A 26336-nucleotide genomic window follows, 5' to 3' on the forward strand; every position below is an offset into this window, starting at 1 on the left:
GCTCGGCCATGAGAACCGCCCAGCGTCTTACCGCGCCATTAGGAGCGCAGGCCCGGCCGGGGGCCGGGCCGCGCGCGGGGAGCGGAGCGAGCCGCACTTGAACCCGTGAAGAAGGTTGTTACTCAGTCGGACGCGTGGGGCGTGCGGGGTTTGAATTCCTGGGTGCAAGGCGGGAGTTCGGTGCCCTGGCGGTGTGCGAGGGGCAGGAAGAGCACCGGTCGGATGGTCCAGGTGATGCGGGTCTGGTCCTGGGTGACTGTGACCGTGCAGGGCTGGGAGCGCATGAGGGCCTGCCGCGTTGCGATGCGGCCTTCGTAGAGCCAAGCCCATGCCTGATCCGAGGCGTCGGGGTCCAGTGCGGGCGAGATGGTGCGGAGGGTGACGGCTACCCATCTGTCCGCCTGGGGAGCTGAGTAGGCGTCGAAGGATGCCCGGAGCGCCGGCCACTGCATCCCGTCGCTGAGGTCCTCGGTCCAGCACTCGCACCAGTAGCCGCGCAGGGGCTTGACCGTCAGCACTGGCGGTCTCCGGGGTGTGCGTAACACGGTGCCGGGATGCGGAGCTCCGCGGTGACGGTGCATCCGGAGTCGTCGTCGTGGACCGTCACGTTGTCGGCGAGAGTGGCCACGATGCCGAGTCCGCGGCCGTGGGTGGCGTTGCCGGATGGCTGCTGGATCTCGGGGGCGGTCTTCGCGCCTCCTGCGTCGGCCACCTCGATGACGGTCATCAGCTCGGAGACGGTGAGTGTGACGTGGAAGGTGCCGGCGGTCTCGCCACTGGCGGTGTGCACGACGGCGTTGGTGCCGAGTTCGGTCACGATCAGGGCGGCGTCGTCGGAGTGGGGGTGACCGTTCAGTGCGGCGCGGGTCCAGCTTCGTGCGGTGCGGAGCTCCTGAGGATCTCCGCGGAAGGTGCGTCGGTGGGTGGGCAAGGCGTCCTCCATGGCGGTGACCTGCCGTTTTCTGCGTCAGCCTCACTGACCGGCTGACACGGACCATGCAGAGCCGTACAATTAGTACTAGCACCGTACCGAATGTGCGCGTACTCGGAGTGCGGGTTCGTACTTTTCGTGCGGCCGGGCGACGCATAGCGTTCGCCGTGCGGTCTGGTGCTGACCTGGATTCCGATGGAGAGAGGACCTCGCATGTTCGGACTGATGGTGCGCTTTACCTGCAAGGACGAGGCTGCGGCGGCTGGCTTCGACGACCTGGTGGCGCGGACCGGCGACCAGATCCGCGCGAACGAGCCCGGGACGGTGATCTACACGGTGCACCGTGTTGACGGCCGTCCGCTGGAGCGCGTGTTCTACGAGCTCTACCGGGACAAGTCGGCCTTCGAGGAGCACGAGTCGAAGGACTACGTGCGGGTCTTCCTCTCCGAGCGGGGGCAGTACCTCGCTGCCACTGAGGTCGACCGCCTGGACTTCGTGTCCGGCAAGGGCGTGGACGTTGAGTACTGAGTATCAGAAGGCGCTTGGTCGCAAGATCGCCTTCCATCGCAAGCGCCGGGGGTTGTCACAGAAGGAGTTCGCCGGCCTCCTGGAGCGCTCGGAAGCATGGGTGTCCCAGGTCGAGCGGGGCGTACGCCGTATCGACAGGATGACCGTGCTGGAGAAGGTCGCCGACGTCCTGGAATTGCCTGTCGCCGAGCTGGCGGCTGAGGCTCCCATCGTGGCGTCGGTGGCCGAGGGCGAACCGCCGGGGGTGAGTCGGCTTCGGCTGGTGCTGAGCGCTGCGCACTCCCTGAAGGCGATCCTTGGTGGATCGAGCGGCTCCCCCGATGTGCCGGCGCTTCGCGCCGAGGTCGACCGTGCGTGGTCGCTGACCCATCAGGGCAACTACGCCGACCTGGCCGAGCTGCTCGAAGGGTTGGTTCCCCGACTGGAGTCGGCCGCCCGCTCGGTTCCGGATTCGGACCGCGTCGAGCTGTTCCGGCTGCTCGCGATCATGTATCACACGTGCAGTGGCGCGCTCGCGAACATGGGGGAGCCCGAGGCGGCCTGGATCGCTGTCGACCGTGCCGTGGTAGCTGCCGAGCGGGCGAATGATCCGCTGCTGATGGCGGCCGGTGAGTTCCGGCTCTCGATCGTCTTCCTCGGTGCGCGCCACTTCGAGCAGGCGGCCCAGGCATCGGGGACCGCGGCCGATGCGCTGCGGCCGCTCGCAGAGTCGGGGCAGGCTGAGGCGGTGGCGTTGCGTGGCGCGCTGACGTTGCAACGGGCGGTCGCTGCGGCTCGGCTGAACCTGGCCGACGAGGCGTACGGGTATCTCCGTGACGCTCGCGAGATGGCCGAACAGGTCGGCGACGGACGCAACGACTACAACACCGAGTTCGGGCCGACCAACGTCGGCTTGCACGAGGTGTCCGTCGCCGTCGACCTGGGGGATGCCGGAGTCGCTCTCAGGGCTGCGCAGTCCATCGACGCGTCGGGACTGTCCGCGGAACGGCAGACGCGCTTTCAGATCGATGTCGCCAGGGCGTATGCCCAGCGCCGGCAGGTCTCTGATGCCGTATCGGCGCTGCTGAGGGCGCGGGAGTTGTCGCCCGAGATGGTGCGGTCGCTGCCGATGGTGAAGCAGCTCGTGGCAGACCTGCTGACCATGAGCGGGCCTCCCTCCGAGGAGCTGCGCTCGCTTGCGGCGGAGTTGGGCGTACACGAAGTACGGACTGGTACCTGAAGTACTAGACAGTACTTGGAGTACGGGTTACTGTGGTTGTCGTCGGCACGCCCTTTCGCATCCAGCGGAGTGGGTGATGCGGGCATGCGAACGCGCCGGGACAGGAAGGCAGACCATGGACAAGCGGACGGACCCTGTCGAGATCATCGCGTGCGTGGGTGGCGTGACGCCCTACTCGGATCGCGAGCGGGCCTTCGGTACCTGGGTTCATCTCGCCTCGAAGGCAGGCTGGCAGGTGGTCGAGGCCGACGGGTTCGCCGCCGACAGTGACCGGGGCGAAATCGGTGCGGTGGGCGTCGAGGGTGTTAGGTACGTGATCCGGCTCGGGCCGCGAGTGCGGCGGCTGCTCTACGACGTCGTTGACGGGCACATGGTGAAGCGGGACGTCCTCGCGGTTGCGGCCTGGGCGGAACCGGTCGTCACCGAGGAGAGTGCCCCTGGTTGGTACTCGACAGAGGCCGACTGAGACGGAAACTGAGACGGACAACGTCGAAGGGCCCCACCTCGCGGTGGGGCCCTTCGACATCGTGCCCGGTGAGGCACTGGCGGAGGATACGAGATTCGAACTCGTGAGGGGTTGCCCCCAACACGCTTTCCAAGCGTGCGCCCTAGGCCTCTAGGCGAATCCTCCGCTGGGAACATTACATGACCGAGAGGAGTGCTCGCGAACTCGTTCCTACCCGCTGACGTCGGGTACTCTGTGCGGAGCCCCTCACGCGGCGCTATCTGACTGAACTCCCCCAGGGCCGGAAGGCAGCAAGGGTAGGTTGGCTCTGGCGGGTGCGTGGGGGGCCCTTGCGTTTGCGGGCGGGGCTGGTTGTCAGTGGGCGCCTATAACCTCGTAGGTGTGTCGTCTCTCGCGCTGTACCGCCGCTATCGCCCGGAGTCGTTCGCCGAGGTCATCGGGCAGGAGCATGTCACCGACCCGTTGCAGCAGGCGCTGCGGAACAACCGGGTCAATCACGCGTACCTGTTCAGCGGGCCGCGTGGGTGTGGGAAGACGACCAGCGCGCGGATCCTGGCCCGGTGCCTGAACTGCGAGCAGGGGCCCACTCCGACTCCGTGCGGGGAGTGCCAGTCGTGCCAGGACCTGGCGCGCAACGGGCCCGGTTCCATCGACGTCATCGAGATCGACGCGGCCTCTCACGGTGGTGTGGACGACGCCCGTGAGCTGCGCGAGAAGGCCTTCTTCGGGCCCGCCTCCAGCCGTTACAAGATCTACATCATCGACGAGGCCCACATGGTCACGTCGGCCGGCTTCAACGCGCTGCTCAAGGTCGTCGAGGAGCCGCCGGAGCATCTCAAGTTCATCTTCGCCACGACCGAGCCCGAGAAGGTCATCGGGACCATCCGGTCGCGGACCCATCACTATCCGTTCCGGCTGGTGCCGCCGGGGACTCTCCGGGACTACCTCGGCGAGGTGTGCGGCAAGGAGAAGATCCCCGTCGAGGAGGGCGTGCTGCCGCTCGTCGTGCGGGCCGGTGCCGGATCCGTGCGTGACTCCATGTCCGTCATGGACCAGCTGCTCGCGGGGGCCGGTGCCGACGGTGTGACGTATGCCATGGCCACCTCTCTGCTCGGCTACACGGACGGGTCGCTGCTCGACTCCGTCGTCGAGGCTTTCGCGACGGGGGACGGCGCCGCCGCCTTCGAGGTCGTCGACCGGATCATCGAGGGGGGTAACGACCCGCGCCGCTTCGTCGCCGACCTGCTGGAGCGGTTGCGGGACCTGGTGATCCTCGCCGCCGTCCCGGACGCCGCCGAGAAGGGGCTGTTCGACGCCCCCGCCGACGTTCTCGAACGAATGCAGGCCCAGGCCGGCATCTTCGGTGCCGCCGAGCTCAGCCGCGCCGCCGACCTCGTCAACCAGGGCCTGACGGAGATGCGCGGCGCCACGTCCCCGCGCCTCCAGCTGGAGCTGATCTGCGCCCGCGTGCTGTTGCCTGCGGCCTACGGGGACGAGCGGTCCGTGATGGCCCGCCTCGACCGGCTGGAGCGGGGCGTCAACTTCTCGGGCGGGGGCGGTGCGCCCGCCATGGGATACGTCCCTGGTCCGGAGGCGCACATGCCGCCGCCCCCGGCTCCTGTGCAGCAGGCAGGCGGTCCGGCCGCGGCCCGTGCGGCCGTACGAGGGGGAGCGGCGCCGAGCCCGACCCCCGCGCCGACCCCGACTCCGACCCAGGCGCCGACCTCGACCCAGGCGCCGAGCCCGACCTCCGTGCCGAGCCCCACCCCCGTGCCGAGCCCGGCACCCGCACCGGCTCCAGGGCCTCCGGCTCCGGTCGCCGCGCCGCCCGCTGCCTCCGCCCCTCCCGCGCCCGGCGCCTGGCCGACGGCAACCCCCGCGGGCGGCGGTACCCGCCGCCCCGGCGGCTGGCCCACGGCCACGGGCGCTCCGGCGGCGGCCCAGCAGGCCCCGCCACCCCCGGCGACCCGGGCGGCCCAGTTGGCCCCCGCCCCCGCCCCGGCCGCGACCGCCGCCCCGGCTCCCGCTCCCGCCGCCGCCCCTGCGGGTGGTCTCGATCCGCGTGTGCTCTGGCCGAACATCCTGGAAGCGGTCAAGAACCGCCGCCGCTTCACCTGGATCCTGCTCAGCCAGAACGCCCAGGTCGCCGGTTTCGACGGCACCACCCTCCAGCTCGGCTTCGTCAACGCCGGGGCTCGGGACAACTTCGCGAGCAGCGGCAGCGAGGAGGTGCTGCGGCAGGCGTTGGGCGAGCAGTTCGGCGTGCAGTGGCGGATCGAGGCGATCGTCGACCCGACGGGTGGTGGCGGCGGCGCCGCTCCACCGCCCGTCGCCGGCTACGGCGCGCCCGCGGCCTCCGGGTACGGCAGCGCCGCCCCGGCGGCCCCGGCCCGCCCCGCGCCCATCCAGCAGGCCCCGGCAACGGCCCCGGCCCAGAGCGCGCCGCCCGCCCCGTCGTCGGCGGCGGCCCCTGTCCCCACCGCCCCCGAACCGCCTCCGGTCGCTCCCGAGGACGACATCCCCGAGGAGGACGACCCCGACCTCGACGAGTCGGCCCTCTCCGGCCACGAACTGATCGTGAAGGAACTGGGGGCGACGGTGGTGGAGGAGTTCCAGAACGAGTGACGCGGGGCGAGCGCCGACGGCTCGGAGGCGGAGGGCTCGGCTCTGCTCGGCTCGTCTTGTCGGGCGGCTGCGGGCCGACGGGAGTGCCCGCGCGGTTCCCCACGCCCCTGTTTTCCCCAGGCCCCTGTTTTCCCCACGCCCCTGGTTTCTCCACGCCCCTGGCTTCCCAGCGCGTCCGGCTGCCCCCCGACCCGCCCGGCTCCGGCGCTTGAGGACGAGGTCGTCCAGGCTGCTGAAGTCGAAGTGGGGGGCTGGGGGCGGCATCCCCCCAGGGCGGCCACCTCGGCAGGTGGTCACCCTCAGCTCCGGCCCCTTGGAGGAACCTCCAGTCGGCCCACCCGGCTACGCTGGCCCCCGTGAAGGTCCTCGTCATCGGCAGCGGCGCCCGCGAACACGCCCTGTGCCGCTCTCTGTCCCTCGATTCCGACGTCACCGCGCTGCACTGCGCCCCCGGCAACGCCGGCATCGCCGAGGTGGCCGAGCTGCACCAGGTCGATGCCCTGGACGGCGCGGCCGTCACCGAGCTGGCCCGGGAGATCGGCGCCGACCTCGTGGTCGTCGGCCCGGAGGCCCCCCTGGTCGCCGGGGTCGCCGACGCCGTGCGCGAGGCGGGCATCCCGGTCTTCGGCCCCTCCGGCGCGGCCGCGCAGATCGAGGGGTCCAAGGCGTTCGCCAAGGACGTGATGGCGGGGGCCGGAGTGCCCACCGCCCGCTCGTACGTGTGCACGAACGCCGAGGAGGCCGCCGAGGCGCTGGACGCCTTCGGCGCGCCGTACGTCGTGAAGGACGACGGACTCGCGGCCGGCAAGGGCGTCGTCGTCACGGACGACCTGGACGCCGCCAAGGCGCACGCCGCCGCCTGCGACCGCGTCGTCATCGAGGAGTTCCTGGACGGCCCCGAGGTCTCCCTCTTCGCGATCACCGACGGCGAGACGGTCCTCCCGCTGCAGCCCGCGCAGGACTTCAAGCGCGCCCTGAACGGGGACGAGGGCCCGAACACGGGCGGCATGGGGGCCTACTCCCCGCTGCCCTGGGCCGACCCCAAGCTCGTCGACGAGGTCCTGGAGACCGTCCTCCAGCCGACCGTCGACGAGATGCGGCGCCGCGGCACCCCGTTCTCCGGTCTGCTCTACGCCGGCCTCGCGATCACCTCGCGCGGTGTGCGGGTCATCGAGTTCAACGCCCGCTTCGGCGACCCGGAGACCCAGGTGGTCCTCGCCCGTCTGAAGACCCCGCTGGCCGGCGTCCTGCTCGCCGCCGCGAACGGCAGCCTCGGCGACCTTCCGCCGCTGCGCTGGCGCGACGAGGCGGCCGTCACCGTCGTCGTCGCCTCGCACAACTACCCGGACACCCCGCGCACCGGCGACCCCATCACCGGCCTCGACGAGATCGCCGCCGTGGACGCGCCGCACGCCTACGTCCTGCACGCGGGGACCAAGCGCGTCGGCGACGACGTGGTCAGCGCCGGCGGCCGGGTCCTCTCCGTCACGGCGACCGGCGAGGACCTGACCCAGGCCCGTGAGCGGGCGTACACGGCGGTGGCCCGGATCGGCCTCGACGGCTCCCAGCACCGTACGGACATCGCCGCGAAGGCGGCGGCCGAGGAGGCCTGACCCCGGTCCCCGCGGACTCGTTTCCCGATCAGGCCCCGGACCCCGAAATCCGGGGCCTGATCATTGCTGTCTGTCGATCACCTCTGACCAAAGCCATTCCATCGAGTGACCGATGCCCCATCCGGCTGACGGGGGCCGAGGCCCCAACTAGGGTGCGGCGCAAGCGTTCCGGCACTTGGCCCACCGGCATTGCGATGTCAGTGACGGGTGCCACAGTGGGGGAGTGAGCAACAGCCAGGACAGGCCGAGGACAGCGGGGAGGGGGTGAGGTCGGGACGTGACCAGTACCAGCGTCGGAATCGGAGCGGAGGCGGGAGCGCAGGCGGCGCGCAGCCGGGCGCTCGCCGTGCTGCGCATCCGCGGCCGGGCCCTGGCGGTGGCCCTGCTGCCCGCCGCGGCCACGGTGATCCTGCTGACCGGCGGTTCCACCGGCCACTTCGTCGGCCACGGCTGGGACACCGCCCGCTGGATCGTCGGCGCCCTCGCCGTACTGGTGCTGCTGGCCGCCGCCGGCGTCGCCCTGGTCGTGGCCCGCGCCCGCCCGGCCGTGAGCCCCACCGTCCCGATCCCGGAGGAGTCCGCTCCGGACCTGTACCGGATGGTGCGCGACCTCGCCGACCGCCTCGACGTGCCGGTGCCCTCCGCCATAGCGCTCACCCCGGACTGCGACAGCTGGCTGGAGGACCGCACCCACCCGGCGCACGGCCCGCCCGTGCCCAGGGGCGGCGACGAGCTCGGCACCCCTGGCCCGCACCGCCGCACCCCGGCCGCCCCCGTCCTCGTCATAGGCTCCCCGTTTCTGTGGTGGATGCGCGTCGGCGAGCTCCGCGCGGTCCTCGCCCCGGTCGTCGCCGGTACGGGCCCCTCGGCGCACCCGGACATAGCCGCCGCCCGCCGCTTCGTGCGGGGCCTGGACGCGGCGGTGGGCGTCTCCGCGACGCCCGCCCGATGTCCGGCCACCCGCCTGGTGTGCGCGGGCGTCGGCTGGGTGGCCCGGCTGCTGCTGCGCGGCTGCCGGGAGCACGCGGCGCTGATGGAGCGCGGGGTCGCCGCCGCGGCCGCCGAGCGGGCCCAGGCCGTGGACTACGGACTGCGCATCGTCGCCCAGGAACAGGTCGGCCTCGCGTACGCCGGCTGGGACCGCCTGCTCACCCGGGTCGCGCTGCCCGCCTGGCGGATGGGCCGCTGGCCCTCGCGGCTGGACGCGGGCGTGGTCGCGGCCCTCACCGAGCTGTCCCGGCGCGACCGGCTGGCCGAGGGCTTCGCCTCCCGGCTGGGCGAGCGGCCCGCCTGCGACCTGCTGGAGGAGCCGGGGCTGGTGGACGAGGCCGCCTCGCTGCTCGCCGCCCGCCTCTTCCACGGCGGCCCCGCCGAGCCCGGCCCGGCCTGGTCGCCGGTGGCTTGGCAGGAGTATCCGGACGAGGTCGTCGACCGCACCTGGCGCACCGAGGCGGCCCGCCTGCACCGCGTCCTGGACGCCCTCGGGGTCCGCGCCACCCCGGATCCCGCCGCCCCCGAGCCGGGCGGCCCGACCCTGGCCCGCGTCCTGGACCACCTGACCGTCCCGTCCGCCGCCGGCAGGCGCCCGTACCTTCCGGCGTACGACGCGGACTCCCGCACCCCCGGCTGCGAGGACGAGGAAGCCGGCGAGCCCGCCGGCACCGAGCGCAGCGCCGCTCTCGCCGCCGGCCTCACCGCGGCCCTCGCCCGCGAGGAGCACGAGGGAACGCCCGGGGCAACGACCGCCGCGGTGTCCCCCGGCGGCCCCGCCCCCGCCGGCCAGGGCTGCCAGGGCGGCCCCGGCAGCCCTCTGTGGGACGACGGCGCACTGCCCCTCTTCCCGCTCCAGCCCCCGCGCACCGCCCGCGAACTCCTCGCCGACCACGTGACGGCGATGGTGTGCTGCGCGGCCGTGGACACCGCCGGAGCCACCCCCGGCCTGGACTGGCTCGACGGCCCGTCCCTGCTGGTCGGCGGCGAGCGGGCCGCCGACCTGACGCCCAGAGTTCTCAGCCTCATCGAGGAGGGAGACCCGGCCCCGCTGCGGGCCTGGCTGGTCGAGTCCGGAATACGTCCCGAGAAACCGGTCCGACTGGTCTGACCTCGGCTTTTCGGTGCTTTAGCGGAGCAAAGCGTTCCACTTCAGGCAAATTCACGACGAACCGTGACCGGACGCGTGCGTTATGTGATGTGCTGGGACCGTTCGCGGATGTGGCAAGCGCACCCGATATAAGACAGACGCCACAGTCGCGGCATGGCACGCATGGCACGCAATGGCCCCCGTAGCGCGCATGGCGTGACACGGCGCCACGTTGAGACGGAAGCGCCCGAAACAGGCAGAACACCCAGCGCAAGACGCGGGCGCAACGGCACAGGACACAGGTACGACAGCACAGAACGCGCGCCCACATCGCACATCGGCTCGTATCGGCACACTTCGCGGGGGCACGAGGGAGGGGAGCCACCATGGCATCGGACCAGATCCGCCGCTGGGAGTCGGGAGCACTCGCGCACGCCGTCACGGATCCCTTCGGCCAGGGTCCCGTTCCCTGGCTGCGCGGCAGTGAGACCTACTTCGACGACACCGGTCATGTCGTCCCCTGGTACGTGGACCCCAGCCGGCCGCAGCCCACCGGCGAGAACCCCAGGGTCCCCGCACCGCGCACCGCCGTCGGCGGCCCGCGCTCGGCGGACGACGTGCACCGCCAGATCAAAGGATTCACCTCGACCGGCGCGGTCGCCCCGGGCGAGGCCGTCGACTTCCACATCACCGTCGATCCGCCACAGGAATTCAGCGTCGACATCTACCGCATCGGCCACTACGGCGGCGACGGCGCATCCAAGATCACCACCAGCCCCCGGCTGTCCGGCATCGTCCAGCCGCCGCCGCTGGCCGCCGACCGCACGGTCTCCTGCCACCACTGGTGGCTGTCGTGGCGGCTGCAGGTCCCGTCGTACTGGAGCATCGGCGCGTACGTCGCCGTGCTCACCACGGCCGACGGCTACCGCTCCCACGTGCCCTTCACGATCCGCGACGACCAGCCGGCCGACCTGCTGCTCCTGCTGCCGGACATCACCTGGCAGGCGTACAACCTCTACCCCGAGGACGGCCACACCGGCGCCAGCCTCTACCACGCCTGGGACGAGCGGGGCCGGCTGCTCGGCGAGGCCGACGCGGCGACCACCGTCTCCTTCGACCGGCCGTACGCGGGCGCCGGCCTGCCCCTGCACGTCGGGCACGCCTACGACTTCATCCGCTGGGCCGAGCGCTACGGCTACGACCTCGCCTACGCCGAGGCCCGCGACCTGCACGCCGGCCGCGTCGACCCCACCCGCTACCGGGGCCTGGTCTTCCCGGGCCACGACGAGTACTGGTCGCCGCAGATGCGCCGCACGGTCGAACTGGCCCGCGACAGCGGCACGAGCCTCGTCTTCCTCTCCGCCAACACGATGTACTGGCAGGTGGAGTTGGGGCCCTCCCCGTCCGGGGTCGAGAACCGTCTGCTGACCTGCCGAAAACGCAAGGGCCCGGGGAAGCCCGTGCTCTGGCGTGAGATCGACCGGCCCGAACAGCAGACGGTCGGCATCCAGTACGCGGGCCGGGTGCCCGAGCCCTACCCCCTGATCGTGCGCAACGCGCGGCACTGGCTCTGGGAGGGCACCGGAGCGCACGAGGGCGACGAACTCCCGGGCCTGGTGGCCGGCGAGGCCGACCGCTACTTCCCGCGCACCGCGCTGCCCGAGCACGAGGAGCGCATCCTGCTCGCCCACTCCCCCTACACCGACAACGGCGGCGTCCGGCGCCACCAGGAGACCTCCCTCTACCGCGCCCCCTCCGGCGCCCTGGTCTTCGCCTCCGGCACCTTCGCCTGGTCTCCGGCCCTGGACCGCCCCGGCCACGTCGACGCCCGGGTCCAGCGCGCCACCGCCAACCTCCTGGACCGCATCTGCAAACACGACTGACCCGCACAGGTGTCCGCGCGGCCCCGCTGTCCGTGCGCAACCCGGCATACGGGAGAATCGAGGGCACCTGTACAGAACCACGGGGAGGAACCGTGTCCGGATTCGTCGAAAAGCCCGAGCCCCTGGAGGTGCCGGGTCTGGTGCATCTGCACACCGGCAAGGTGCGCGAGCTGTACCAGAACGAGGCCGGGGACCTCGTGATGGTCGCCAGCGACCGCCTGTCCGCGTACGACTGGGTGCTGCCGACCGAGATCCCCGACAAGGGCCGGGTCCTGACCCAGCTCTCCCTGTGGTGGTTCGACAAGCTCGCCGACCTGGTCCCCAACCACGTCATCAGCACCGAGCTGCCCGAGGGCGCCCCCGCCGACTGGGCGGGCCGCACCCTGATCTGCAAGTCCCTGAAGATGCTCCCGGTCGAGTGCGTGGCCCGTGGCTACCTGACCGGCTCGGGCCTGGCCGAGTACCAGGAGTCCCGCACGGTCTGCGGCCTCGCCCTCCCCGAGGGCCTGGTCGACGGCTCCGAGCTGCCCGCCCCGATCTTCACCCCGGCCACCAAGGCCGAGGTCGGCGAGCACGACGAGAACGTGTCGTACGAGGAGGTCGCCCGCCAGGTCGGCGCCGAGACCGCCGCCCAGCTGCGCCAGGCTACTCTCGCGGTGTACGGCCGCGCCCGGGACATCGCCCGGGACCGGGGGATCATCCTGGCCGACACGAAGTTCGAATTCGGCTTCGAGAACGACATCCTGGTACTCGCCGACGAGGTCCTCACCCCGGACTCGTCCCGCTTCTGGCCGGCCGACGAGTGGCAGCCGGGCCGCGCCCAGCCGTCGTTCGACAAGCAGTACGTGCGCGACTGGCTGACCTCGGCCGAGTCCGGCTGGGACCGCAGGAGCGAGCAGCCCCCGCCGCCGCTGCCCGAGCAGGTGGTCGAGGCGACCCGCGCGAAGTACATCGAGGCGTACGAGCGGCTGACGGGCAACACCTGGTCGTGACGGAGGCGTCCCCCGGGCTCCGGCCCGGGAGCGCTGAAGGCCTCGAAGCCGGACGGCCTCGAAGGCGGACGGCCGTGAACGCGGAAGGCCCCCGGCGGAAACCGGGGGCCTTCTCTTCTGAGCGGACGACGAGGCTCGAACTCGCGACCTCAACCTTGGCAAGGTTGCGCTCTACCAACTGAGCTACGTCCGCATGCGCCGTGGCGCGAGAGCAACTATACCCAACCTCGCTCGCGCGTGAGACGCATTGCCGCATGACGGTTCTGCGCACCGAGCTTGGTGACGGCCGGGGAGAGATGGTTCCGCACGGTCCCCGGCGCCGGCGCGGCCCGCTCGGCGAGCTCGGCGACCGGCGCGCCGCCTGCCGTCGGCGGCAGTGCCTCGGCCTGCCGCGCGGTCAGCGGCGAGTCCCCGGCGGAGATCGCGTCGGCGGCCAACTCCGGGTCGACGTACTGGTTTCCGGCGTGCCCGGTCCGGAGGATCCACGCGAGCCGCTGTGCGCTCACCGCGTTCAGGACGCACCCCCGCACACCGGCCGCCAGGTCCGCTTCGGATGGCCGGGCCGCCCGTGACCGGTGACGATCAGTACCTGGCAGCCGGGCAGTTCGGCACGGAGCGATGTGGCGACCCTCACATCATCGGCCCGTCGGCGCCGGGCATCTGGAGACCGGGCACCGCGACATCGGGGCGACGGGCCCGCGCCAGGGCGAGTGCCTCCGGGCCGGTGGCCGCCTCGGCGACGACGACCCGTTCGTCCTCGTCGTGCCCGAGCAGCGCGGCCAGGGCGCCCCGGATCAGACGCTCGTCGCCCGCGGGCAACGGCCGTACGACCGTGGACGTCTTTCCGGCGCCGTGGGTGCCGGGCGGCGCGAGGTTCGCGGCGGTCCGCGAAGGTGCTTCTCCGCGGCCCGCGGACACGCATCGAACCCGTCCCGTAGGCACGCCGGAGATCTGTGATCTCAATCATGTGTTCGCGGTCCATGGCTTCAGCGTCCCCGGGGCCGGGGCCGGGAAGCGGTGCGCGGCTGACAAATGCCGGGGTCTGTAAGGGGTTGGAGCACACAAGAAAACCCCAGTCGCACGACTGGGGTTTCCTATGAGCTGGAGCGGACGACGAGGCTCGAACTCGCGACCTCAACCTTGGCAAGGTTGCGCTCTACCAACTGAGCTACGTCCGCACTGCTCCCGACCGGCTCCCACCGATCGGTGCGGGCACCAGCCTACCTGATCCACAAGCATCCTCAGGACCGGTGGTGCCAGAGCGGGTGACAGGAATTGCACACTGCGCCTTCCCCCTGGAAGGGGGATGTTCTACTACTGAACTACACCCGCGTGTACTCCGTGGGTTTCGGCTTTTCGGCCGCGCCCCTCGGCGTGCTCCAGACATTAGCTGATCAGCAGGGGGGTAGCGCAAGTCGGCTGCCCCCAGGGGTGACTGACGCCCCCTGAGGGCAGCCGGCCGCCCTGTCACTGGGCGGCGCTGAACGCCTCGTACACCTTCTTCGGGATGCGGCCGCGGGCCGGGACATCCATCTTGTTCGCCTGTGCCCAGGCGCGGACGGCCGCCGGGTCGGGGGCGACCTCCGTCTGCTTGAACGCCTTTCCGGACTTCGACCGCTTGCGGCCGGCCACCACGTACGGCTCCAGGGCCTTGCGCAGTTGCTTGGCGTTGGCTTGATTCAGGTCGATCTCGTACGACTTGCCGTCGAGTCCGAAGGCGATCGTTTCCGCCGCTTCCGAGCCGTCGATGTCGTCAAAGAGAGTGACCACGACCTTCTGCGCCACGAATATCGGTCCCTTCGTGTGGCACGTCTTTACAGCTCATCGGCGATGACGGCGATGGCGATGACGTGCCGAGTATCGGCTATTGCCAATTCATTTGTACAGTGCCTGGCAATACAAAGTGAAGCCCGACTAAATCCGTCCGCGTGTCCCGGCGCAATAGATGTCGTGGGCGAACCCGGGGAACTTTCCCAGAACTTTTCGTGTGGATCCCCCGCTGTCACCCGATCGTGACGCGCCTCACGTAGTTTCCTACAACTCTACCCGCGTAGAAATTCTGTGCGGGTAGTCTGAAGGAACCAGCTCAGCACCACACACCGGGAGTGCACGTGGCACGCGTCGTAGTCGACGTCATGCTCAAGCCGGAGATCCTCGACCCCCAGGGCCAGGCGGTCCAGCGTGCGCTGCCGCGCCTGGGTTTCGAGGGCATCTCCGACGTACGTCAGGGAAGGCGATTCGAACTGGAAGTTGACGGGCCGGTCGACGAGGCCGCGCTCGCCCGCATCCATGATCTTGCGGAATCCTTCCTCGCCAACACCGTGATCGAGGACTTCACCGTCAAGGTGGAGGAAGTCGCGGAGGCGGCGAAGTGACCGCTCGTATTGGCGTCGTCACTTTCCCGGGAAGCCTCGACGACCGTGACACCCAGCGCGCGATCCGGCTCGCGGGTGCGGAACCGGTCGCCCTCTGGCACAAGGACAAGGACCTTCACCAGGTCGACGCGGTGGTCCTTCCCGGCGGTTTCTCCTACGGCGACTATCTGCGGGCCGGCGCCATCTCCCGCTTCTCGCCGGTGATGGAGACGGTCATCGAGCAGGCGAAGGCCGGGCTGCCGGTCCTCGGTATCTGCAACGGCTTCCAGATCCTCACCGAGGCGCACCTGCTCCCGGGCGGAATGCTGGGCAACGACCACCTCCACTTCATCTGCCGCGAGCAGAAGCTGCGGGTGGAGAACGCGGCCACGGCCTGGACGGCCGACTACCGCGCGGGTCAGGAGATCTCCATCCCCCTGAAGAACATGGACGGCCGGTACGTCGCCGACGAGTACACGCTCGACAAGCTGGAGGCCGAGGGCCGGGTCGCGTTCCGGTACGTCGTCAGCGGCGAAGCCGGTGACGGATACGGCAACCCCAACGGCTCGCTCCGGGACATCGCCGGCATCACCAACGAGGCCGGGAACGTCGTCGGCCTGATGCCGCACCCCGAGCACGCCGTCGAGCCGCTGATCGGCACGGGCCGCACCGACGGCCTTCCCTTCTTCACCTCGATCCTCAAGAAGCTGGTCAACGCATGAGCCGGACGCCTCTGGACACGGTCGAGCACGCGGCCGCGACCCCCGACGTCGAGCTGCCCTGGGCCGAACTCGGCCTGAAGAAGGACGAGTACGAGCGGGTGGTGGAGATCCTCGGCCGCCGCCCGACCGGCGCCGAGCTGGCCATGTACTCGGTCATGTGGTCCGAGCACTGCTCGTACAAGTCCTCCAAGGTCCACCTCCGCCAGTTCGGCGAGAAGGCGCCCCAGTCGGACGCCCTGCTCGTCGGCATCGGCGAGAACGCGGGCGTGGTCGACGTCGGCCAGGGCTACGCGGTCACCTTCAAGGTCGAGTCGCACAACCACCCGTCGTACGTCGAGCCCTACCAGGGCGCCGCGACCGGTGTCGGCGGCATCGTCCGCGACATCATCGCGATGGGCGCCCGGCCGGTGGCCGTGGTCGACCCCCTGCGGTTCGGCGCGGCCGACCACCCGGACACCAAGCGCGTCCTCCCGGGTGTCGTCGCCGGCATCGGCGGCTACGGCAACTGCCTGGGCCTGCCCAACATCGGCGGCGAGGTCGTCTTCGACGCCTGCTACCAGGGAAACCCGCTGGTCAACGCCGGTGCCATCGGCGTGATGCGGCACGAGGACATCCACCTCGCCAAGGCCTCCGGCGCGGGCAACCAGGTCATCCTGTACGGCGCCCGGACCGGCGGCGACGGCATCGGCGGCGCGTCGATCCTCGCGAGCGAGACCTTCGACGACGCGAAGCCCTCCAAGCGCCCCGCGGTCCAGGTCGGCGACCCCTTCCAGGAGAAGCTCCTCATCGAGTGCACCCTGGAGGCCTTCCGGGAGAAGCTCGTGGTCGGCATCCAGGACCTCGGCGCGGCCGGCCTGTCCTGCGCCACCTCCGAGCTCGCCTCGAACGGCTCCGGCGGCATGACCGTCACCCTCGACGACGTCCCGCTGCGCGACTCCACCCTCTCGCCCGAGGAAATCCTCATGAGCGAGTCGCAGGAACGCATGTGCGCGGTGGTGGAGCCGGCGAAGGTGGACCGCTTCCTGGAGATCTGCGCCAAGTGGGACGTCATCGCGACGGTCATCGGCGAGGTCACCGACGGCGACCGCCTCGAGATCTTCTGGCACGGCGAGAAGATCGTCGACGTCGACCCGCGCACGGTCGCCCACGACGGCCCGGTCTACGAGCGCCCCTACGCCCGCCCGTCCTGGCAGGACGAACTCCAGGCGGACGACGCGAACAAGCTCGCGCGCCCGGCGACCAGCGAGGAGCTGAAGGACCAGATCCTCCGGCTGGTGGCCTCCCCCAACCAGGCCTCCAAGAAGTGGATCACCTCCCAGTACGACCACTTCGTGCAGGGCAACACGGTCCTTGCCCAGCCCGAGGACTCCGGCATGATCCGCGTCGACGAGGCGACCGGCCTCGGCGTCGCCATCGCCACGGACGGCAACGGCCGCTACGCCAAGCTCGACCCCTACACGGGCGCCCAGCTCGCCCTGGCGGAGGCCTACCGCAACGTGGCGACGACCGGCGCCAAGCCGCTCGCCGTCTCCGACTGCCTGAACTTCGGCTCGCCCGAGGACCCGGCGGTGATGTGGCAGTTCGCCGAGGCGGTGCGCGGCCTCGCCGACGGCTGCCTCCAGCTGGGCACCCCGGTGACCGGCGGCAACGTCTCGCTCTACAACCAGACCGGCGAGGCGGCCATCCACCCGACCCCGGTGGTCGCGGTCCTCGGCGTGATCGACGACGTCGCCCGCCGCACGCCGGTCGCCTTCCAGGAGGAGGGCCAGCTGCTCTACCTCCTCGGCGACACGCGTGCGGAGTTCGGCGGCTCGGCCTGGTCCCAGGTCGTCCACGACCACCTGGGCGGCCTGCCCCCCAAGGTGGACCTGGAGCGTGAGCGCCTGCTCGCCGAGATCCTGATCTCCGCCTCCCGCGACGGCATGATCGACTCGGCGCACGACCTGTCCGACGGCGGTCTGATCCAGGCCGTGGTCGAGTCCGCGCTGCTCGGCGGCAAGGGCGCGCGGCTGGTCGTACCGGACGGCCTCGACGCCTTCACCTTCCTCCTCTCCGAGTCGGCCGGCCGCGCCGTCGTCGCGGTCCCGCGTTCGGAGGAGGTCCGCTTCAACGACATGTGCGGTGCGCGGGGCCTGCCGGCGACCCGCATCGGTGTCGTGGACGGCGATTCCGTGGAGATCCAGGGCGAGTTCGAACTCACCCTGGCCGAACTGCGCGAGGCGCACGAGGGGACCATCGAGGCGCTGCTGGCGTAGTCCGGCCGTACGGCGACGAAGACCCCGCCCGGGTTCACGTTCCCGGGCGGGGTCTTCGCGGTTCACCGGACGTGGCTCTTGGCCAAGGGGCCGGAGCCTTTCGGGTTCGGGCCGGACACCGCATCCTTCTGGCATGTACTTGCGTGACGTCACCCCGGACGACGTGGACGCCTATGTCCGCATGCGCTGCGACCCCGTGATGATGAGGGACCTCGGTGGTCCGTTGCCCAGGGACGGGATGACGGAGAAGGTGCGCCGGGATGCCGAGGAGGCGGCGGCGGGTACCTCCTGGATCAAGGTGATCGTCCCTGATTCGGGCGCCCCCGAGGTCGTCGCGGGCCATGTGTGCGTCTGGGCGCACGACGACGACGGGGAGCCGCTCTCGGAGATCGGATGGATGGTCCTGCCCGAGTTCCAGGGGCGCGGGCTCGGCAGGCTCGCCACCCGCGCGCTTCTCGAACAGGCCCGCAACGAGGACCGCTGGGGCGACATCCACGCCTTCCCGGCGACGGCCAACGGCCCCTCGAACGGCATCTGCCGCTCCCTCGGCTTCCGCCTTCTCGGCGAGGTCGACGTCGACTTCGCCGACCGGGTCATCCACAGCAACCACTGGGTGATCACCCCGGCTTCCGACCTCGCCCCCTGACCACCGCTCCAGGGCCTGACGTCTCAGCGGCCCGGCTGCCGCTGGATGCGTGCGCGGACGGCCGTGCGGTCGATGCCGAGTTCCGCCAGGAGTTCCGCCACGGGATCCGGCCGCCGGCAGTCGAGCAGGGCGAGCAGCAGGTGTTCCGGTGTGATGCGGCGGCTGCCGGCCTTCCTCGTCTCGGCCAGGGCGCGGGGGAGCACGGCGCGGGCTCCCGAGGTGAGGGGCGTGCGCTTGCGTGACGCGGGAATCGGTGCCCGCTCGATCCCCCGGACGTCGATGCCGACCACGGCCAGCGCGGACCGGTCGAGGGTGTCGAGGGCGGCGCGTGCGGTTTCCAGGTCGGTTCCGAGGGCCCGGGCCGCGCCGGGCTCGTGCAGCACTCCCAGCAGGAGGTGCTCGGTACCGATGCGGCGGTCGCCGCGCAGCTTGGTCTCGTCGAGCGCCGACGCGACGGTCGCCCGGGCCTCTGCTGCGAACTGCTCGAACATGGTCGTCTCACTTTCCGTACTTGGCGTGGACGGACTGCCGGGACACGCCGAGGGCGTCCCCGATCTGCTCCCAGGACCAGCCCTGTTCGCGGGCGCGCACGACCGCCGCGGCCTCGACCTGCTCGGCCAGCCGGTGCAGGGCGCCCACGGCCCGCAGGCCCACCGCGGGGTCGTGCGACCTGAGGCGCTCCGAGAGCTCTTGCGTTTCCATGCCTGTCAGTCTGGGTTGACACCCTGCCGGTTGTCAACCCAGACTGACACACTGCTCGCCCGGGCAGGCCGAGGGAATACGCTCACCGCCATGCCCCAGGCCAAGAAGCGCGCCCGCAGGTACGACCCGGCCAGAACCCGCACCGCGGTCCTCGCCCAGTTCTCGAACGTGCGGGACGCCGTCCGTACCCTCACCCCCGAGCAGCTCGCGCTCCCCACCCGGCTGTCGGGGTGGACCGTGCGGGAGCTCGTCGCCCACATCGGCATGGCGCTCACCGCCGTCCACCGGGCCCTGGACCTGCCCGAGCCGGCCAAGGCCGACGCGGTCCTGCTCGACTGGCCGTTCGGGACCTCCAGCAACGCCACCGCCATCGACGACTTCACCCAGCGCCTCGCCGCCGGCCACGCCGACCTCGGCACCTACCTCGCCGACGCCGAGACCGGCCTCCGCGCCCTGCTCGCCGCACACCCCGGCACCCGGCTGCTCGCCACCAACGTCGGCGCGCTGTCCCTCGACGACTACCTCGTCACCCGGGCCGTGGAGCTGGTCGTGCACAGCGACGACCTCAACGCGGCGGTCCCGGGACTCGGCGTCCCCCACGACCGGCAGGCCCTCGCCGCCTGCACCCGGCTGCTCGCCGACGCGCTCGCGGTCAAGGCGCCCGGCGGCTCCACCGAGGTGCGGGTGCCGCCGTACGCGGTGGTGCAGTGCGTCGAAGGGCCCCGGCACACCCGGGGCACCCCGCCGAACGTCGTCGAGACCGACCCGCTGACCTGGATCCGGCTGGCCACCGGGCGGCTGGCGTGGCAGGAGGCCGTGGCCGACGCCAGGGTCAGCGCGAGCGGGGAGCGGGCGGACCTCGGGGCGTACCTGCCCGTCATGCGGTGAGGGAACCGATCACCCTGTGCCGTCCGTCGAATCGGTATGTACGGGTTGAAACAGCGCATGCGCCGCACGACCCTGACGGCGGCGGCCGCGCTGCTCGTTCCGCTCGCGATGGCCTGTGGCGGTGAGAGGGGTGGATCCGTGGGGAGTCGGCCGCCGGTGACCGGGATCGACTGGACCGTCGACAGCGTGACCGTCGACGGCGTCACCCAGCGCGCCCCGGCGCGCGCCCATGTGAAGATCGAGGACGGGCGGGCGGCCGGCAGCTTCGGATGCAACCAGTTCAGCGCCACGGTCCAGATCACGGACGACCGGATCCGGCTGAGTCACACCCGCACCACCCGGATGGCCTGCGACAACACCAGGATGGCCTTCGAGCGCGCCCTCGCCCGCACGCTCACCGCCGGACCGCTGACCATGAAGGGCGAGGACCGGAAACTCACCCTCACCACGGCCGACGGCGACCGCGTCCAGCTGTCCAGGACATGACCGCGACCTCCGTACGGCTCGCCCGGCGGTCCCCGAATGATGTGCGACACCTCACTCAGAGATACGGTGCCAGGGGGTTGCGCGGGCCCCGGTCCGCGCGAACCGGGGCCCTCTGGAGGAACCTCTCACCCAGCTGACCTGCGAAGATGGAGAAAGCCACCAACGGGTCCGCCGCCGTAGATCCATTACGGCCCGGTATCCCCAATTCGGACCAGTGGTCGACCTCGCCTACACTCAGTACCGTGCCACGTGGTGACGGTCTCCTCAATCACGATCTGCTCCCCGGTGAGAAGGGCCCCCAGGACGCTTGCGGCGTCTTCGGTGTCTGGGCTCCCGGTGAAGAGGTCGCCAAGCTCACGTACTTCGGGCTGTACGCCCTCCAGCATCGGGGCCAGGAGTCCGCGGGTATCGCGGTCAGCAATGGCTCCCAGATCCTCGTCTTCAAGGACATGGGACTTGTCTCCCAGGTCTTCGACGAGACCTCTCTCGGTTCGCTCCAGGGTCACATCGCGGTCGGTCACGCCCGCTACTCGACCACCGGGGCCTCCGTGTGGGAGAACGCCCAGCCGACGTTCCGTGCCACCGCGCACGGCTCGATCGCGCTCGGCCACAACGGCAACCTGGTCAACACGGCGCAGCTCGCCGAGATGGTCGCCGAACTCCCGAAGGACAACAACGGCCGGTCCACCCGGGTCGCGGCCACCAACGACACCGACCTGCTCACCGCCCTCCTCGCGGCCCAGGTCGACGCGGACGGCAAGCCGCTGACCATCGAGGAGGCCGCGCACGCGGTCCTCCCGCAGGTGCGCGGCGCCTTCTCCCTCGTCTTCATGGACGAGCACACCCTCTACGCCGCCCGCGACCCGCAGGGCATCCGCCCGCTGGTCCTCGGCCGGCTGGAGCGCGGCTGGGTCGTCGCCTCGGAGTCCGCCGCGCTCGACATCTGCGGCGCCAGCTTCGTCCGCGAGATCGAGCCGGGCGAGTTCGTCGCCATCGACGAGAACGGTCTGCGCTCCTCACGATTCGCTGCCGCGAAGCCCAAGGGCTGTGTCTTCGAGTACGTGTACCTGGCCCGCCCGGACACCGACATCGCCGGGCGGAACGTCTACCTCTCCCGCGTGGAGATGGGCCGGATGCTCGCCAAGGAAGCCCCGGTCGACGCCGACATGGTGATAGCGACCCCGGAGTCCGGCACCCCCGCCGCCATCGGCTACGCGGAGGCCTCCGGCATTCCCTTCGGCAACGGCCTGGTCAAGAACGCCTACGTCGGCCGGACCTTCATCCAGCCCTCGCAGACCATCCGGCAGCTCGGCATCCGCCTGAAGCTGAACCCGCTGAAGGAAGTCATCAAGGGCAAGCGCCTGGTCGTCGTCGACGACTCGATCGTGCGCGGCAACACCCAGCGAGCCCTCGTGCGGATGCTCCGGGAAGCGGGCGCGGCCGAGGTCCACATCCGGATCTCCTCGCCGCCCGTGAAGTGGCCGTGCTTCTTCGGCATCGACTTCGCCACCCGCGCGGAGCTCATCGCCAACGGCATGACCATCGAGGAGATCGGCACCTCGCTCGGCGCCGACTCCCTGGCGTACATCTCCATCGACGGCATGATCGAGGCGACCACCATCGCCAAGCCGAACCTCTGCCGCGCCTGCTTCGACGGCGAGTACCCGATGGAGCTCCCGGACCCCGAACTGCTCGGCAAGCAGCTCCTGGAGACCGAGCTGGCGGCCGGTCCGGCAGCCACGGCCGCGGCCGACGCGATCCGTCGCCCGTAAGCCCCGTCATCAACCGAAAGATCCCAGGCAATGTCTGCTGTGTCCGATCAGTCGACTCCGTCGACGGGCAGTTCCTCCGGTGCCTCCTACGCGGCCGCCGGTGTCGACATCGAGGCGGGCGACCGCGCCGTCGAGCTGATGAAGGAGTGGGTGAAGAAGACGCAGCGCCCCGAGGTCCTCGGCGGCCTCGGCGGCTTCGCCGGTCTCTTCGACGCCTCCGCGCTCAAGAACTACGAGCGCCCGCTGCTGGCCTCCGCGACGGACGGCGTGGGCACGAAGGTCGACATCGCCCGGCAGCTGGGCGTGTACGACACCATCGGCCACGACCTGGTCGCCATGGTCATGGACGACATCGTGGTGTGCGGCGCCGAGCCGCTGTTCATGACCGACTACATCTGCGTCGGCAAGGTGCACCCCGAGCGGGTCGCGGCCATCGTCAAGGGCATCGCCGAGGGCTGTGTACTGGCCGGCTGCGCCCTGGTGGGCGGCGAGACGGCCGAGCACCCGGGCCTGCTCGGCGCGGACGACTTCGACGTGGCCGGCGCCGGTACGGGCGTGGTGGAGGCCGACCGGCTGCTCGGCGCGGATCGTATCCGTACGGGTGACGCGGTGATCGCCATGGCGTCCTCCGGACTTCACTCGAACGGGTACTCCCTGGTCCGGCACGTGCTGCTGAACCAGGCGGGCCTCGCGCTCGACGCCCGCATCGAGGAACTGGGCCGCACCCTCGGCGAGGAACTCCTGGAGCCGACCAAGATCTACTCGCTGGACTGCCTGGCCCTGACGCGTACCGCGGAGGTCCACGCCTTCAGCCACATCACCGGCGGCGGACTCGCCGCGAACCTGGCCCGGGTGATCCCGGACCACCTGCACGCGATCGTCGACCGCGCCACCTGGATGCCGGGCCCGATCTTCGACCTGGTCGGCCGCACCGGCGACGTCGAGCGGCTCGAACTGGAGAAGACGCTCAACATGGGCGTCGGCATGATCGCGATCGTCCCGCAGGAATCGGTGGACGTGGCGCTGACCACACTGGCCGACCGCGGGGTCGAGGCATGGGTCGCCGGCGAGATCACCGAGCGCGGCGGGCACACCACCGGCGCGGAACTGGTGGGCGACTACGCGTAGACCCCAGCCCCTGGGAGCACCCGGAAGTCCCTGGGAGTCCCCCTCGGGGGGAGTCCCAGGAGCGGGGTCCGGGGTCGGAGTCCCAGGAAGCCAGCACAAAACCCGGTCCGGCATGCGAACCCCGGACCGGGCAAGTGAAGCGGCTCAGCAGCCGCCGAAGTCAAGCACCGCGACGATGCCGGGAGTGCGGACCGGACTGGTCGTCCTCGTCCTCGTCCTCATCGTCGTCGTTGTAGAGATCCGCGTACTGGGCGTACGGGTCGTCATCCTCGTCGTCGTCCTCGAACGGCTCGCCATTCGGCGGCTGACTCGAAGTCGATGCGCCCAGCTCGCTGGCCAGACGTGACAGGTCAGTCCCACCGCTGTTGTACTTCAGCTGGCGGGCGACCTTCGTCTGCTTGGCCTTGGCCCGGCCGCGCCCCATGGCTCGACCCCCTCGGTGACGGGGCTCGACGGCCCCAGAGTCTGACACGCGTTCATGATCCGGAACGGGCTCTCCTCGGAGAGACCGGTCCGTAGGGCTTCCACGGTACCTGAGCCCGCGCCCATACGGTACGTCGCCCGCACCACGCGCCTGACTCCATGACCCTCGAGGCGCCCCGTCCTCGCTGGTCAACCACGATTTTAACCACTTCCTGGCGGGCGACCCGCCGACGAACGTGAGAGTTCTCTCCAACTGCCCGCCGGCAGGTACCGGAAATCCGCCCGGAAACCCGGTCTTCGATCAGCGTCCAGCCGCCGTTGCGGCTTCGTGCATCCGCTGTTCGGCGATCCGGTCGGCCGCCGCGGCCGGGGGGATCCCGTCATCCTTCGCACGTGCGAAGATGGCCAGCGTGGTGTCGAAGATCTTCGCCGCCTTCGCCTTGCACCGGTCGAAGTCGAACCCGTGCAGCTCGTCGGCGACCTGGATGACCCCGCCGGCGTTCACCACGTAGTCCGGCGCGTAGAGGATCCCGCGGTCCGCCAGGTCCTTCTCGACGCCGGGGTGGGCGAGCTGGTTGTTGGCCGCGCCGCACACCACCTGGGCGGTCAGCACCGGCACGGAGTCGTCGCTCAGGGCGCCGCCGAGCGCGCAGGGGGCGTAGATGTCGAGGTCCTCGACGCGGATCAGGGCGTCGGTGTCGGCGGCTACCCGGACCTCGGGGTGGCGGTCGGAGATCCGGCCGACGGCCTCCCGGCGCACGTCCGTGACGACCACCCGGGCGCCCTCCTCCAGGAGGTGCTCGACCAGGTGGTGGCCGACCTTGCCGACCCCCGCGACGCCGACGCTGCGGCCGCGCAGCGAGGGGTCGCCCCACAGGTGCTGGGCGCTGGCCCGCATGCCCTGGTAGACGCCGTACGCGGTGAGCACGGAGGAGTCGCCGGCGCCGCCGTTCTCGGGGGAGCGGCCGGTGGTCCAGCGGCACTCCCGGGCCACCACGTCCATGTCGGCGACGTACGTGCCGACGTCGCAGGCGGTGACGTACCGGCCGCCGAGCGAGGCCACGAACCGCCCGTAGGCGAGCAGCAGCTCCTCGGTCTTGTCCCGGTCCGGATCTCCGATGATCACGGCCTTGCCGCCGCCGTGGTCGAGCCCGGCCATGGCGTTCTTGTACGACATCCCGCGCGCGAGGTTGAGGGCGTCGGCGACGGCCTCGGCCTCGTTGGCGTACGGGTAGAAGCGGGTGCCGCCGAGGGCGGGGCCCAGCGCGGTGGAGTGGATGGCGATGACGGCCTTGAGGCCGCTCGTCCGGTCCTGGCAGAGCACGACCTGCTCGTGACCGCCCTGGTCCGAGTGGAACAGGGTGTGCAGGACGCCGGTGGAAACGTCGGTCACTGTGGTGACTCCCGGTTGTGTCGCGTGTGTCGCGGCGGTGGAAGCGGGGGCTCCCGTAAGGGTGGCGGGGCCGTGGCAAGAGCGTAGAGCCATTGCCCGCACACCATCCGCGCAGTGTTCAGGATCACTCTCCCGTGCCGTGTGCGCACGTATGCGCGTGGGACGATTTGCTGTGGTTTCCGCGGCCGGGCCCGGCTGACCCCGGCGTGGGCCGCGCTGGTTTCGAGCCCGGTCCGATGGGGAGGGAGCAGGCGTGCCCAAGGTGTCCTCGGTGGTCGTCCCCTACGCGACGTACCTGCGTGTGTACGAGCCGCTGGCCGCCTTCCCGGAACGGGAGCGCGACCACTGGACGCGTTACGCCCGCCGCCCGGAGCGTCCCTCCTATCAGGACGAACTCCGCCGCTCCCTGGCCGACTTGGTGCCCACCCCGCCGATCCCGGTGCCGGTGCAGGAGAGCGCCGACGCGTTCGTCCTGGAGGTCGACGGCGTCGTCTGCGTCTGCCCGTGGCGGACCCGGCTGCGCGGCTGGCAGGCCCTCCAGGAGCTCTCCGACGAACTGCCGAAGCCGGTCGTGGACGCGATGCTGCCGCCGGTCGTGCGCCGGCAGGCCACGATGGACTACGAGCGCTGGCTGGCCCGCAACCCCGACGGCCGGCCCTGGATCCGCACCGCGACCTGGCAGGTGCCGCTGAACTGGTTCGTGCTGGTCTCCGACGCGGAGCGCCGGTTCGAGAAGGGCTCCGGGGAGATCCCGCCGATGCTGCGCTACCGCACGCCGATGGTGCAGGCCCGGCGCCGGGTGGCGCGGGCGCTGCGCACGCTCAAGGACACCGTGGCCGAAGGGCCCCTGATCGACGGCCTGCTGGACGTCGGGCGCTGGCTGGAGGAGTTCCACCCGCGCTCGCTGGTCGAGCTGGACTACGGCGGTCTCGTGCACACCGTGCCGGCCGCGGACCTGGAGGACGACCATTCGGCGGCCGACGTGGCGGCCGGCATCGAGGCGCTGCGCCAGGGCGACGGGGCCGCGGCCGGGGAGGCGTACGGGCGGCTGGTGGAGCGGTGGCGGGCGGTACGGGACCGCCGTTCGGCGAACTGAGTCCCGGTCGGGGGGCCGGTCCGGCGCGGGTCCGGGATGCAGGTCCGGTGCCGGTCTGAGCGCGGATGCGTCCTGCTCCGTATTAGGTGACGGGGTGTTTGATGCTGTTTACAGCCGGATGACACCTGCGTGAC

Annotated in this window: 24 protein-coding genes, 4 tRNA genes, 1 other RNA gene and 1 pseudogene; 18 read left to right on the top strand and 12 right to left on the bottom strand. The window is 71.1% G+C overall.

Going from position 1 to position 26336, the window contains the following annotated elements:
- Positions 1–122 precede the first annotated feature (122 nt).
- On the bottom strand, positions 123–518 hold the full coding sequence (locus AB0P24_RS35385) for a hypothetical protein (RefSeq protein ID WP_365801320.1): 396 nt from the start codon (positions 516–518) through the stop codon (positions 123–125).
- The gene (locus tag AB0P24_RS35390) at positions 512–931 is read right to left on the bottom strand and encodes an ATP-binding protein (RefSeq protein WP_365801322.1); all 420 of its coding nucleotides are present in this window, start codon (positions 929–931) and stop codon (positions 512–514) included. Before AB0P24_RS35390 ends, AB0P24_RS35385 begins: the two co-directional genes overlap by 7 nt.
- A 213-nt stretch (positions 932–1144) precedes the next feature.
- Between AB0P24_RS35390 and AB0P24_RS35395 the strand changes: the two genes are divergently transcribed.
- From AB0P24_RS35395 to AB0P24_RS35405, 3 genes are all read left to right on the top strand, one after another.
- Positions 1145–1459, top strand: coding sequence for an antibiotic biosynthesis monooxygenase (locus tag AB0P24_RS35395; protein WP_365801324.1), 315 nt, complete (start codon positions 1145–1147; stop codon positions 1457–1459).
- Positions 1449–2678 (top strand): helix-turn-helix transcriptional regulator, encoded by a 1230-nt coding sequence (locus tag AB0P24_RS35400; protein ID WP_365801326.1) that lies wholly within the window; start codon positions 1449–1451, stop codon positions 2676–2678. The genes AB0P24_RS35395 and AB0P24_RS35400 overlap by 11 nt, the downstream gene beginning before the upstream one ends.
- A gap of 115 nt (positions 2679–2793) precedes the next feature.
- Positions 2794–3144: a hypothetical protein gene (locus AB0P24_RS35405; protein WP_365801329.1), complete on the top strand. Its 351-nt coding sequence runs from the start codon at positions 2794–2796 to the stop codon at positions 3142–3144.
- Between the two features lie 77 nt (positions 3145–3221).
- Here the strand turns inward: AB0P24_RS35405 and AB0P24_RS35410 are convergent.
- Positions 3222–3309 (bottom strand) — tRNA-Ser (locus tag AB0P24_RS35410).
- Positions 3310–3382: 73 nt separating this feature from the next.
- Between AB0P24_RS35410 and ffs the strand changes: the two genes are divergently transcribed.
- From ffs to AB0P24_RS35440, 6 genes are all read left to right on the top strand, one after another.
- Positions 3383–3477: signal recognition particle sRNA small type (ffs, locus tag AB0P24_RS35415), an RNA gene on the top strand.
- Between the two features lie 48 nt (positions 3478–3525).
- Positions 3526–5769: a DNA polymerase III subunit gamma and tau gene (locus tag AB0P24_RS35420; RefSeq protein WP_365801332.1), complete on the top strand. Its 2244-nt coding sequence runs from the start codon at positions 3526–3528 to the stop codon at positions 5767–5769.
- 356 nt (positions 5770–6125) lie between these two features.
- Positions 6126–7382 carry a phosphoribosylamine--glycine ligase gene (gene purD / locus AB0P24_RS35425; protein ID WP_365801334.1) on the top strand — a complete coding sequence of 419 codons (1257 nt, stop codon included), beginning with the start codon at positions 6126–6128 and terminating at the stop codon, positions 7380–7382.
- Positions 7383–7659: 277 nt separating this feature from the next.
- Positions 7660–9483 (top strand): hypothetical protein, encoded by a 1824-nt coding sequence (locus tag AB0P24_RS35430; RefSeq protein WP_365801336.1) that lies wholly within the window; start codon positions 7660–7662, stop codon positions 9481–9483.
- Positions 9484–9848: 365 nt separating this feature from the next.
- The gene (locus tag AB0P24_RS35435) at positions 9849–11345 is read left to right on the top strand and encodes a N,N-dimethylformamidase beta subunit family domain-containing protein (RefSeq protein ID WP_365801338.1); all 1497 of its coding nucleotides are present in this window, start codon (positions 9849–9851) and stop codon (positions 11343–11345) included.
- A 92-nt stretch (positions 11346–11437) separates the two neighbouring features.
- Positions 11438–12337, top strand: a complete 900-nt coding sequence (locus AB0P24_RS35440) for a phosphoribosylaminoimidazolesuccinocarboxamide synthase (RefSeq protein ID WP_365801340.1) — start codon at positions 11438–11440, stop codon at positions 12335–12337.
- Positions 12338–12457: 120 nt separating this feature from the next.
- Here the strand turns inward: AB0P24_RS35440 and AB0P24_RS35445 are convergent.
- From AB0P24_RS35445 to AB0P24_RS35465, 5 genes and pseudogenes are all read right to left on the bottom strand, one after another.
- Positions 12458–12530 (bottom strand) — tRNA-Gly (locus AB0P24_RS35445).
- 22 nt (positions 12531–12552) lie between these two features.
- Positions 12553–13156, bottom strand: a pseudogene (locus tag AB0P24_RS35450) (response regulator transcription factor).
- A 283-nt stretch (positions 13157–13439) separates the two neighbouring features.
- Positions 13440–13515 (bottom strand) — tRNA-Gly (locus tag AB0P24_RS35455).
- An 82-nt stretch (positions 13516–13597) separates the two neighbouring features.
- Positions 13598–13669 (bottom strand) — tRNA-Gly (locus AB0P24_RS35460).
- Positions 13670–13804: 135 nt separating this feature from the next.
- On the bottom strand, positions 13805–14122 hold the full coding sequence (locus AB0P24_RS35465; RefSeq protein WP_181803544.1) for an Lsr2 family protein: 318 nt from the start codon (positions 14120–14122) through the stop codon (positions 13805–13807).
- Between the two features lie 326 nt (positions 14123–14448).
- Between AB0P24_RS35465 and purS the strand changes: the two genes are divergently transcribed.
- The 4 genes from purS to AB0P24_RS35485 all read left to right on the top strand — a co-directional run bounded on the left by purS (position 14449) and on the right by AB0P24_RS35485 (position 18314).
- Positions 14449–14712 carry a phosphoribosylformylglycinamidine synthase subunit PurS gene (gene purS / locus AB0P24_RS35470; protein WP_365801342.1) on the top strand — a complete coding sequence of 88 codons (264 nt, stop codon included), beginning with the start codon at positions 14449–14451 and terminating at the stop codon, positions 14710–14712.
- Positions 14709–15413, top strand: a complete 705-nt coding sequence (gene purQ, locus AB0P24_RS35475; RefSeq protein ID WP_365801344.1) for a phosphoribosylformylglycinamidine synthase subunit PurQ — start codon at positions 14709–14711, stop codon at positions 15411–15413. The genes purS and purQ overlap by 4 nt, the downstream gene beginning before the upstream one ends.
- Positions 15410–17668: a phosphoribosylformylglycinamidine synthase subunit PurL gene (purL, locus tag AB0P24_RS35480; protein WP_365801346.1), complete on the top strand. Its 2259-nt coding sequence runs from the start codon at positions 15410–15412 to the stop codon at positions 17666–17668. The genes purQ and purL overlap by 4 nt, the downstream gene beginning before the upstream one ends.
- A 133-nt stretch (positions 17669–17801) precedes the next feature.
- Entirely contained in the window at positions 17802–18314 is a 513-nt protein-coding gene (locus tag AB0P24_RS35485; RefSeq protein WP_365801348.1) for a GNAT family N-acetyltransferase, read from the top strand.
- A gap of 23 nt (positions 18315–18337) precedes the next feature.
- Here AB0P24_RS35485 and AB0P24_RS35490 read toward each other — a convergent pair whose 3' ends face one another.
- Both AB0P24_RS35490 and AB0P24_RS35495 read right to left on the bottom strand, forming a co-directional pair.
- Positions 18338–18805 carry a Clp protease N-terminal domain-containing protein gene (locus AB0P24_RS35490; protein WP_365801350.1) on the bottom strand — a complete coding sequence of 156 codons (468 nt, stop codon included), beginning with the start codon at positions 18803–18805 and terminating at the stop codon, positions 18338–18340.
- Positions 18806–18812: 7 nt separating this feature from the next.
- Positions 18813–19016: a helix-turn-helix domain-containing protein gene (locus AB0P24_RS35495; RefSeq protein ID WP_093501116.1), complete on the bottom strand. Its 204-nt coding sequence runs from the start codon at positions 19014–19016 to the stop codon at positions 18813–18815.
- A gap of 90 nt (positions 19017–19106) precedes the next feature.
- On the opposite strand from AB0P24_RS35495, the gene AB0P24_RS35500 reads away from it, so the two are divergent.
- The 4 genes from AB0P24_RS35500 (at position 19107) to purM (ending at position 23290) form a co-directional block, all read left to right on the top strand.
- Entirely contained in the window at positions 19107–19904 is a 798-nt protein-coding gene (locus tag AB0P24_RS35500; protein WP_365801352.1) for a sterol carrier family protein, read from the top strand.
- 57 nt (positions 19905–19961) lie between these two features.
- Positions 19962–20390 carry an META domain-containing protein gene (locus tag AB0P24_RS35505; RefSeq protein WP_365801354.1) on the top strand — a complete coding sequence of 143 codons (429 nt, stop codon included), beginning with the start codon at positions 19962–19964 and terminating at the stop codon, positions 20388–20390.
- 242 nt (positions 20391–20632) lie between these two features.
- Positions 20633–22162: an amidophosphoribosyltransferase gene (purF, locus tag AB0P24_RS35510; protein WP_365801356.1), complete on the top strand. Its 1530-nt coding sequence runs from the start codon at positions 20633–20635 to the stop codon at positions 22160–22162.
- A 30-nt stretch (positions 22163–22192) separates the two neighbouring features.
- Entirely contained in the window at positions 22193–23290 is a 1098-nt protein-coding gene (gene purM / locus AB0P24_RS35515; RefSeq protein ID WP_365801358.1) for a phosphoribosylformylglycinamidine cyclo-ligase, read from the top strand.
- Positions 23291–23450: 160 nt separating this feature from the next.
- Here the strand turns inward: purM and AB0P24_RS35520 are convergent, their stop codons facing one another.
- Positions 23451–23714, bottom strand: a complete 264-nt coding sequence (locus AB0P24_RS35520) for a DUF3073 domain-containing protein (protein ID WP_294001675.1) — start codon at positions 23712–23714, stop codon at positions 23451–23453.
- A 300-nt stretch (positions 23715–24014) separates the two neighbouring features.
- Positions 24015–25106: a Glu/Leu/Phe/Val dehydrogenase dimerization domain-containing protein gene (locus AB0P24_RS35525; RefSeq protein WP_365801360.1), complete on the bottom strand. Its 1092-nt coding sequence runs from the start codon at positions 25104–25106 to the stop codon at positions 24015–24017.
- Positions 25107–25359: 253 nt separating this feature from the next.
- Here AB0P24_RS35525 and AB0P24_RS35530 point away from each other — a divergent pair, with 253 nt between their 5' ends.
- Complete coding sequence (locus AB0P24_RS35530; protein ID WP_365801362.1) at positions 25360–26202, top strand: hypothetical protein; 843 nt, start codon at positions 25360–25362, stop codon at positions 26200–26202.
- The last annotated feature ends 134 nt before the right edge of the window (positions 26203–26336 follow it).

Origin of the sequence: Streptomyces sp. NPDC086519 (genome assembly GCF_040686075.1) — a bacterium.
Lineage (GTDB): Bacteria > Actinomycetota > Actinomycetes > Streptomycetales > Streptomycetaceae > Streptomyces > Streptomyces shenzhenensis.

What these genes read in the sequence shown, in the direction of transcription:
- AB0P24_RS35395 (WP_365801324.1), top strand. Translation starts at nt 1,145, where the DNA reads ATGTTCGGACTGATGGTGCGCTTTACCTGCAAGGACGAGGCTGCGGCG.
- AB0P24_RS35405 (WP_365801329.1), top strand. Translation starts at nt 2,794, where the DNA reads ATGGACAAGCGGACGGACCCTGTCGAGATCATCGCGTGCGTGGGTGGC.
- AB0P24_RS35435 (WP_365801338.1), top strand. Translation starts at nt 9,849, where the DNA reads ATGGCATCGGACCAGATCCGCCGCTGGGAGTCGGGAGCACTCGCGCAC.
- purL (WP_365801346.1), top strand. Translation starts at nt 15,410, where the DNA reads ATGAGCCGGACGCCTCTGGACACGGTCGAGCACGCGGCCGCGACCCCC.
- AB0P24_RS35485 (WP_365801348.1), top strand. Translation starts at nt 17,802, where the DNA reads ATGTACTTGCGTGACGTCACCCCGGACGACGTGGACGCCTATGTCCGC.
- AB0P24_RS35490 (WP_365801350.1), bottom strand. Translation starts at nt 18,805, where the DNA reads ATGTTCGAGCAGTTCGCAGCAGAGGCCCGGGCGACCGTCGCGTCGGCG.
- AB0P24_RS35495 (WP_093501116.1), bottom strand. Translation starts at nt 19,016, where the DNA reads ATGGAAACGCAAGAGCTCTCGGAGCGCCTCAGGTCGCACGACCCCGCG.
- AB0P24_RS35500 (WP_365801352.1), top strand. Translation starts at nt 19,107, where the DNA reads ATGCCCCAGGCCAAGAAGCGCGCCCGCAGGTACGACCCGGCCAGAACC.
- AB0P24_RS35505 (WP_365801354.1), top strand. Translation starts at nt 19,962, where the DNA reads ATGCGCCGCACGACCCTGACGGCGGCGGCCGCGCTGCTCGTTCCGCTC.
- purM (WP_365801358.1), top strand. Translation starts at nt 22,193, where the DNA reads ATGTCTGCTGTGTCCGATCAGTCGACTCCGTCGACGGGCAGTTCCTCC.
- AB0P24_RS35520 (WP_294001675.1), bottom strand. Translation starts at nt 23,714, where the DNA reads ATGGGGCGCGGCCGGGCCAAGGCCAAGCAGACGAAGGTCGCCCGCCAG.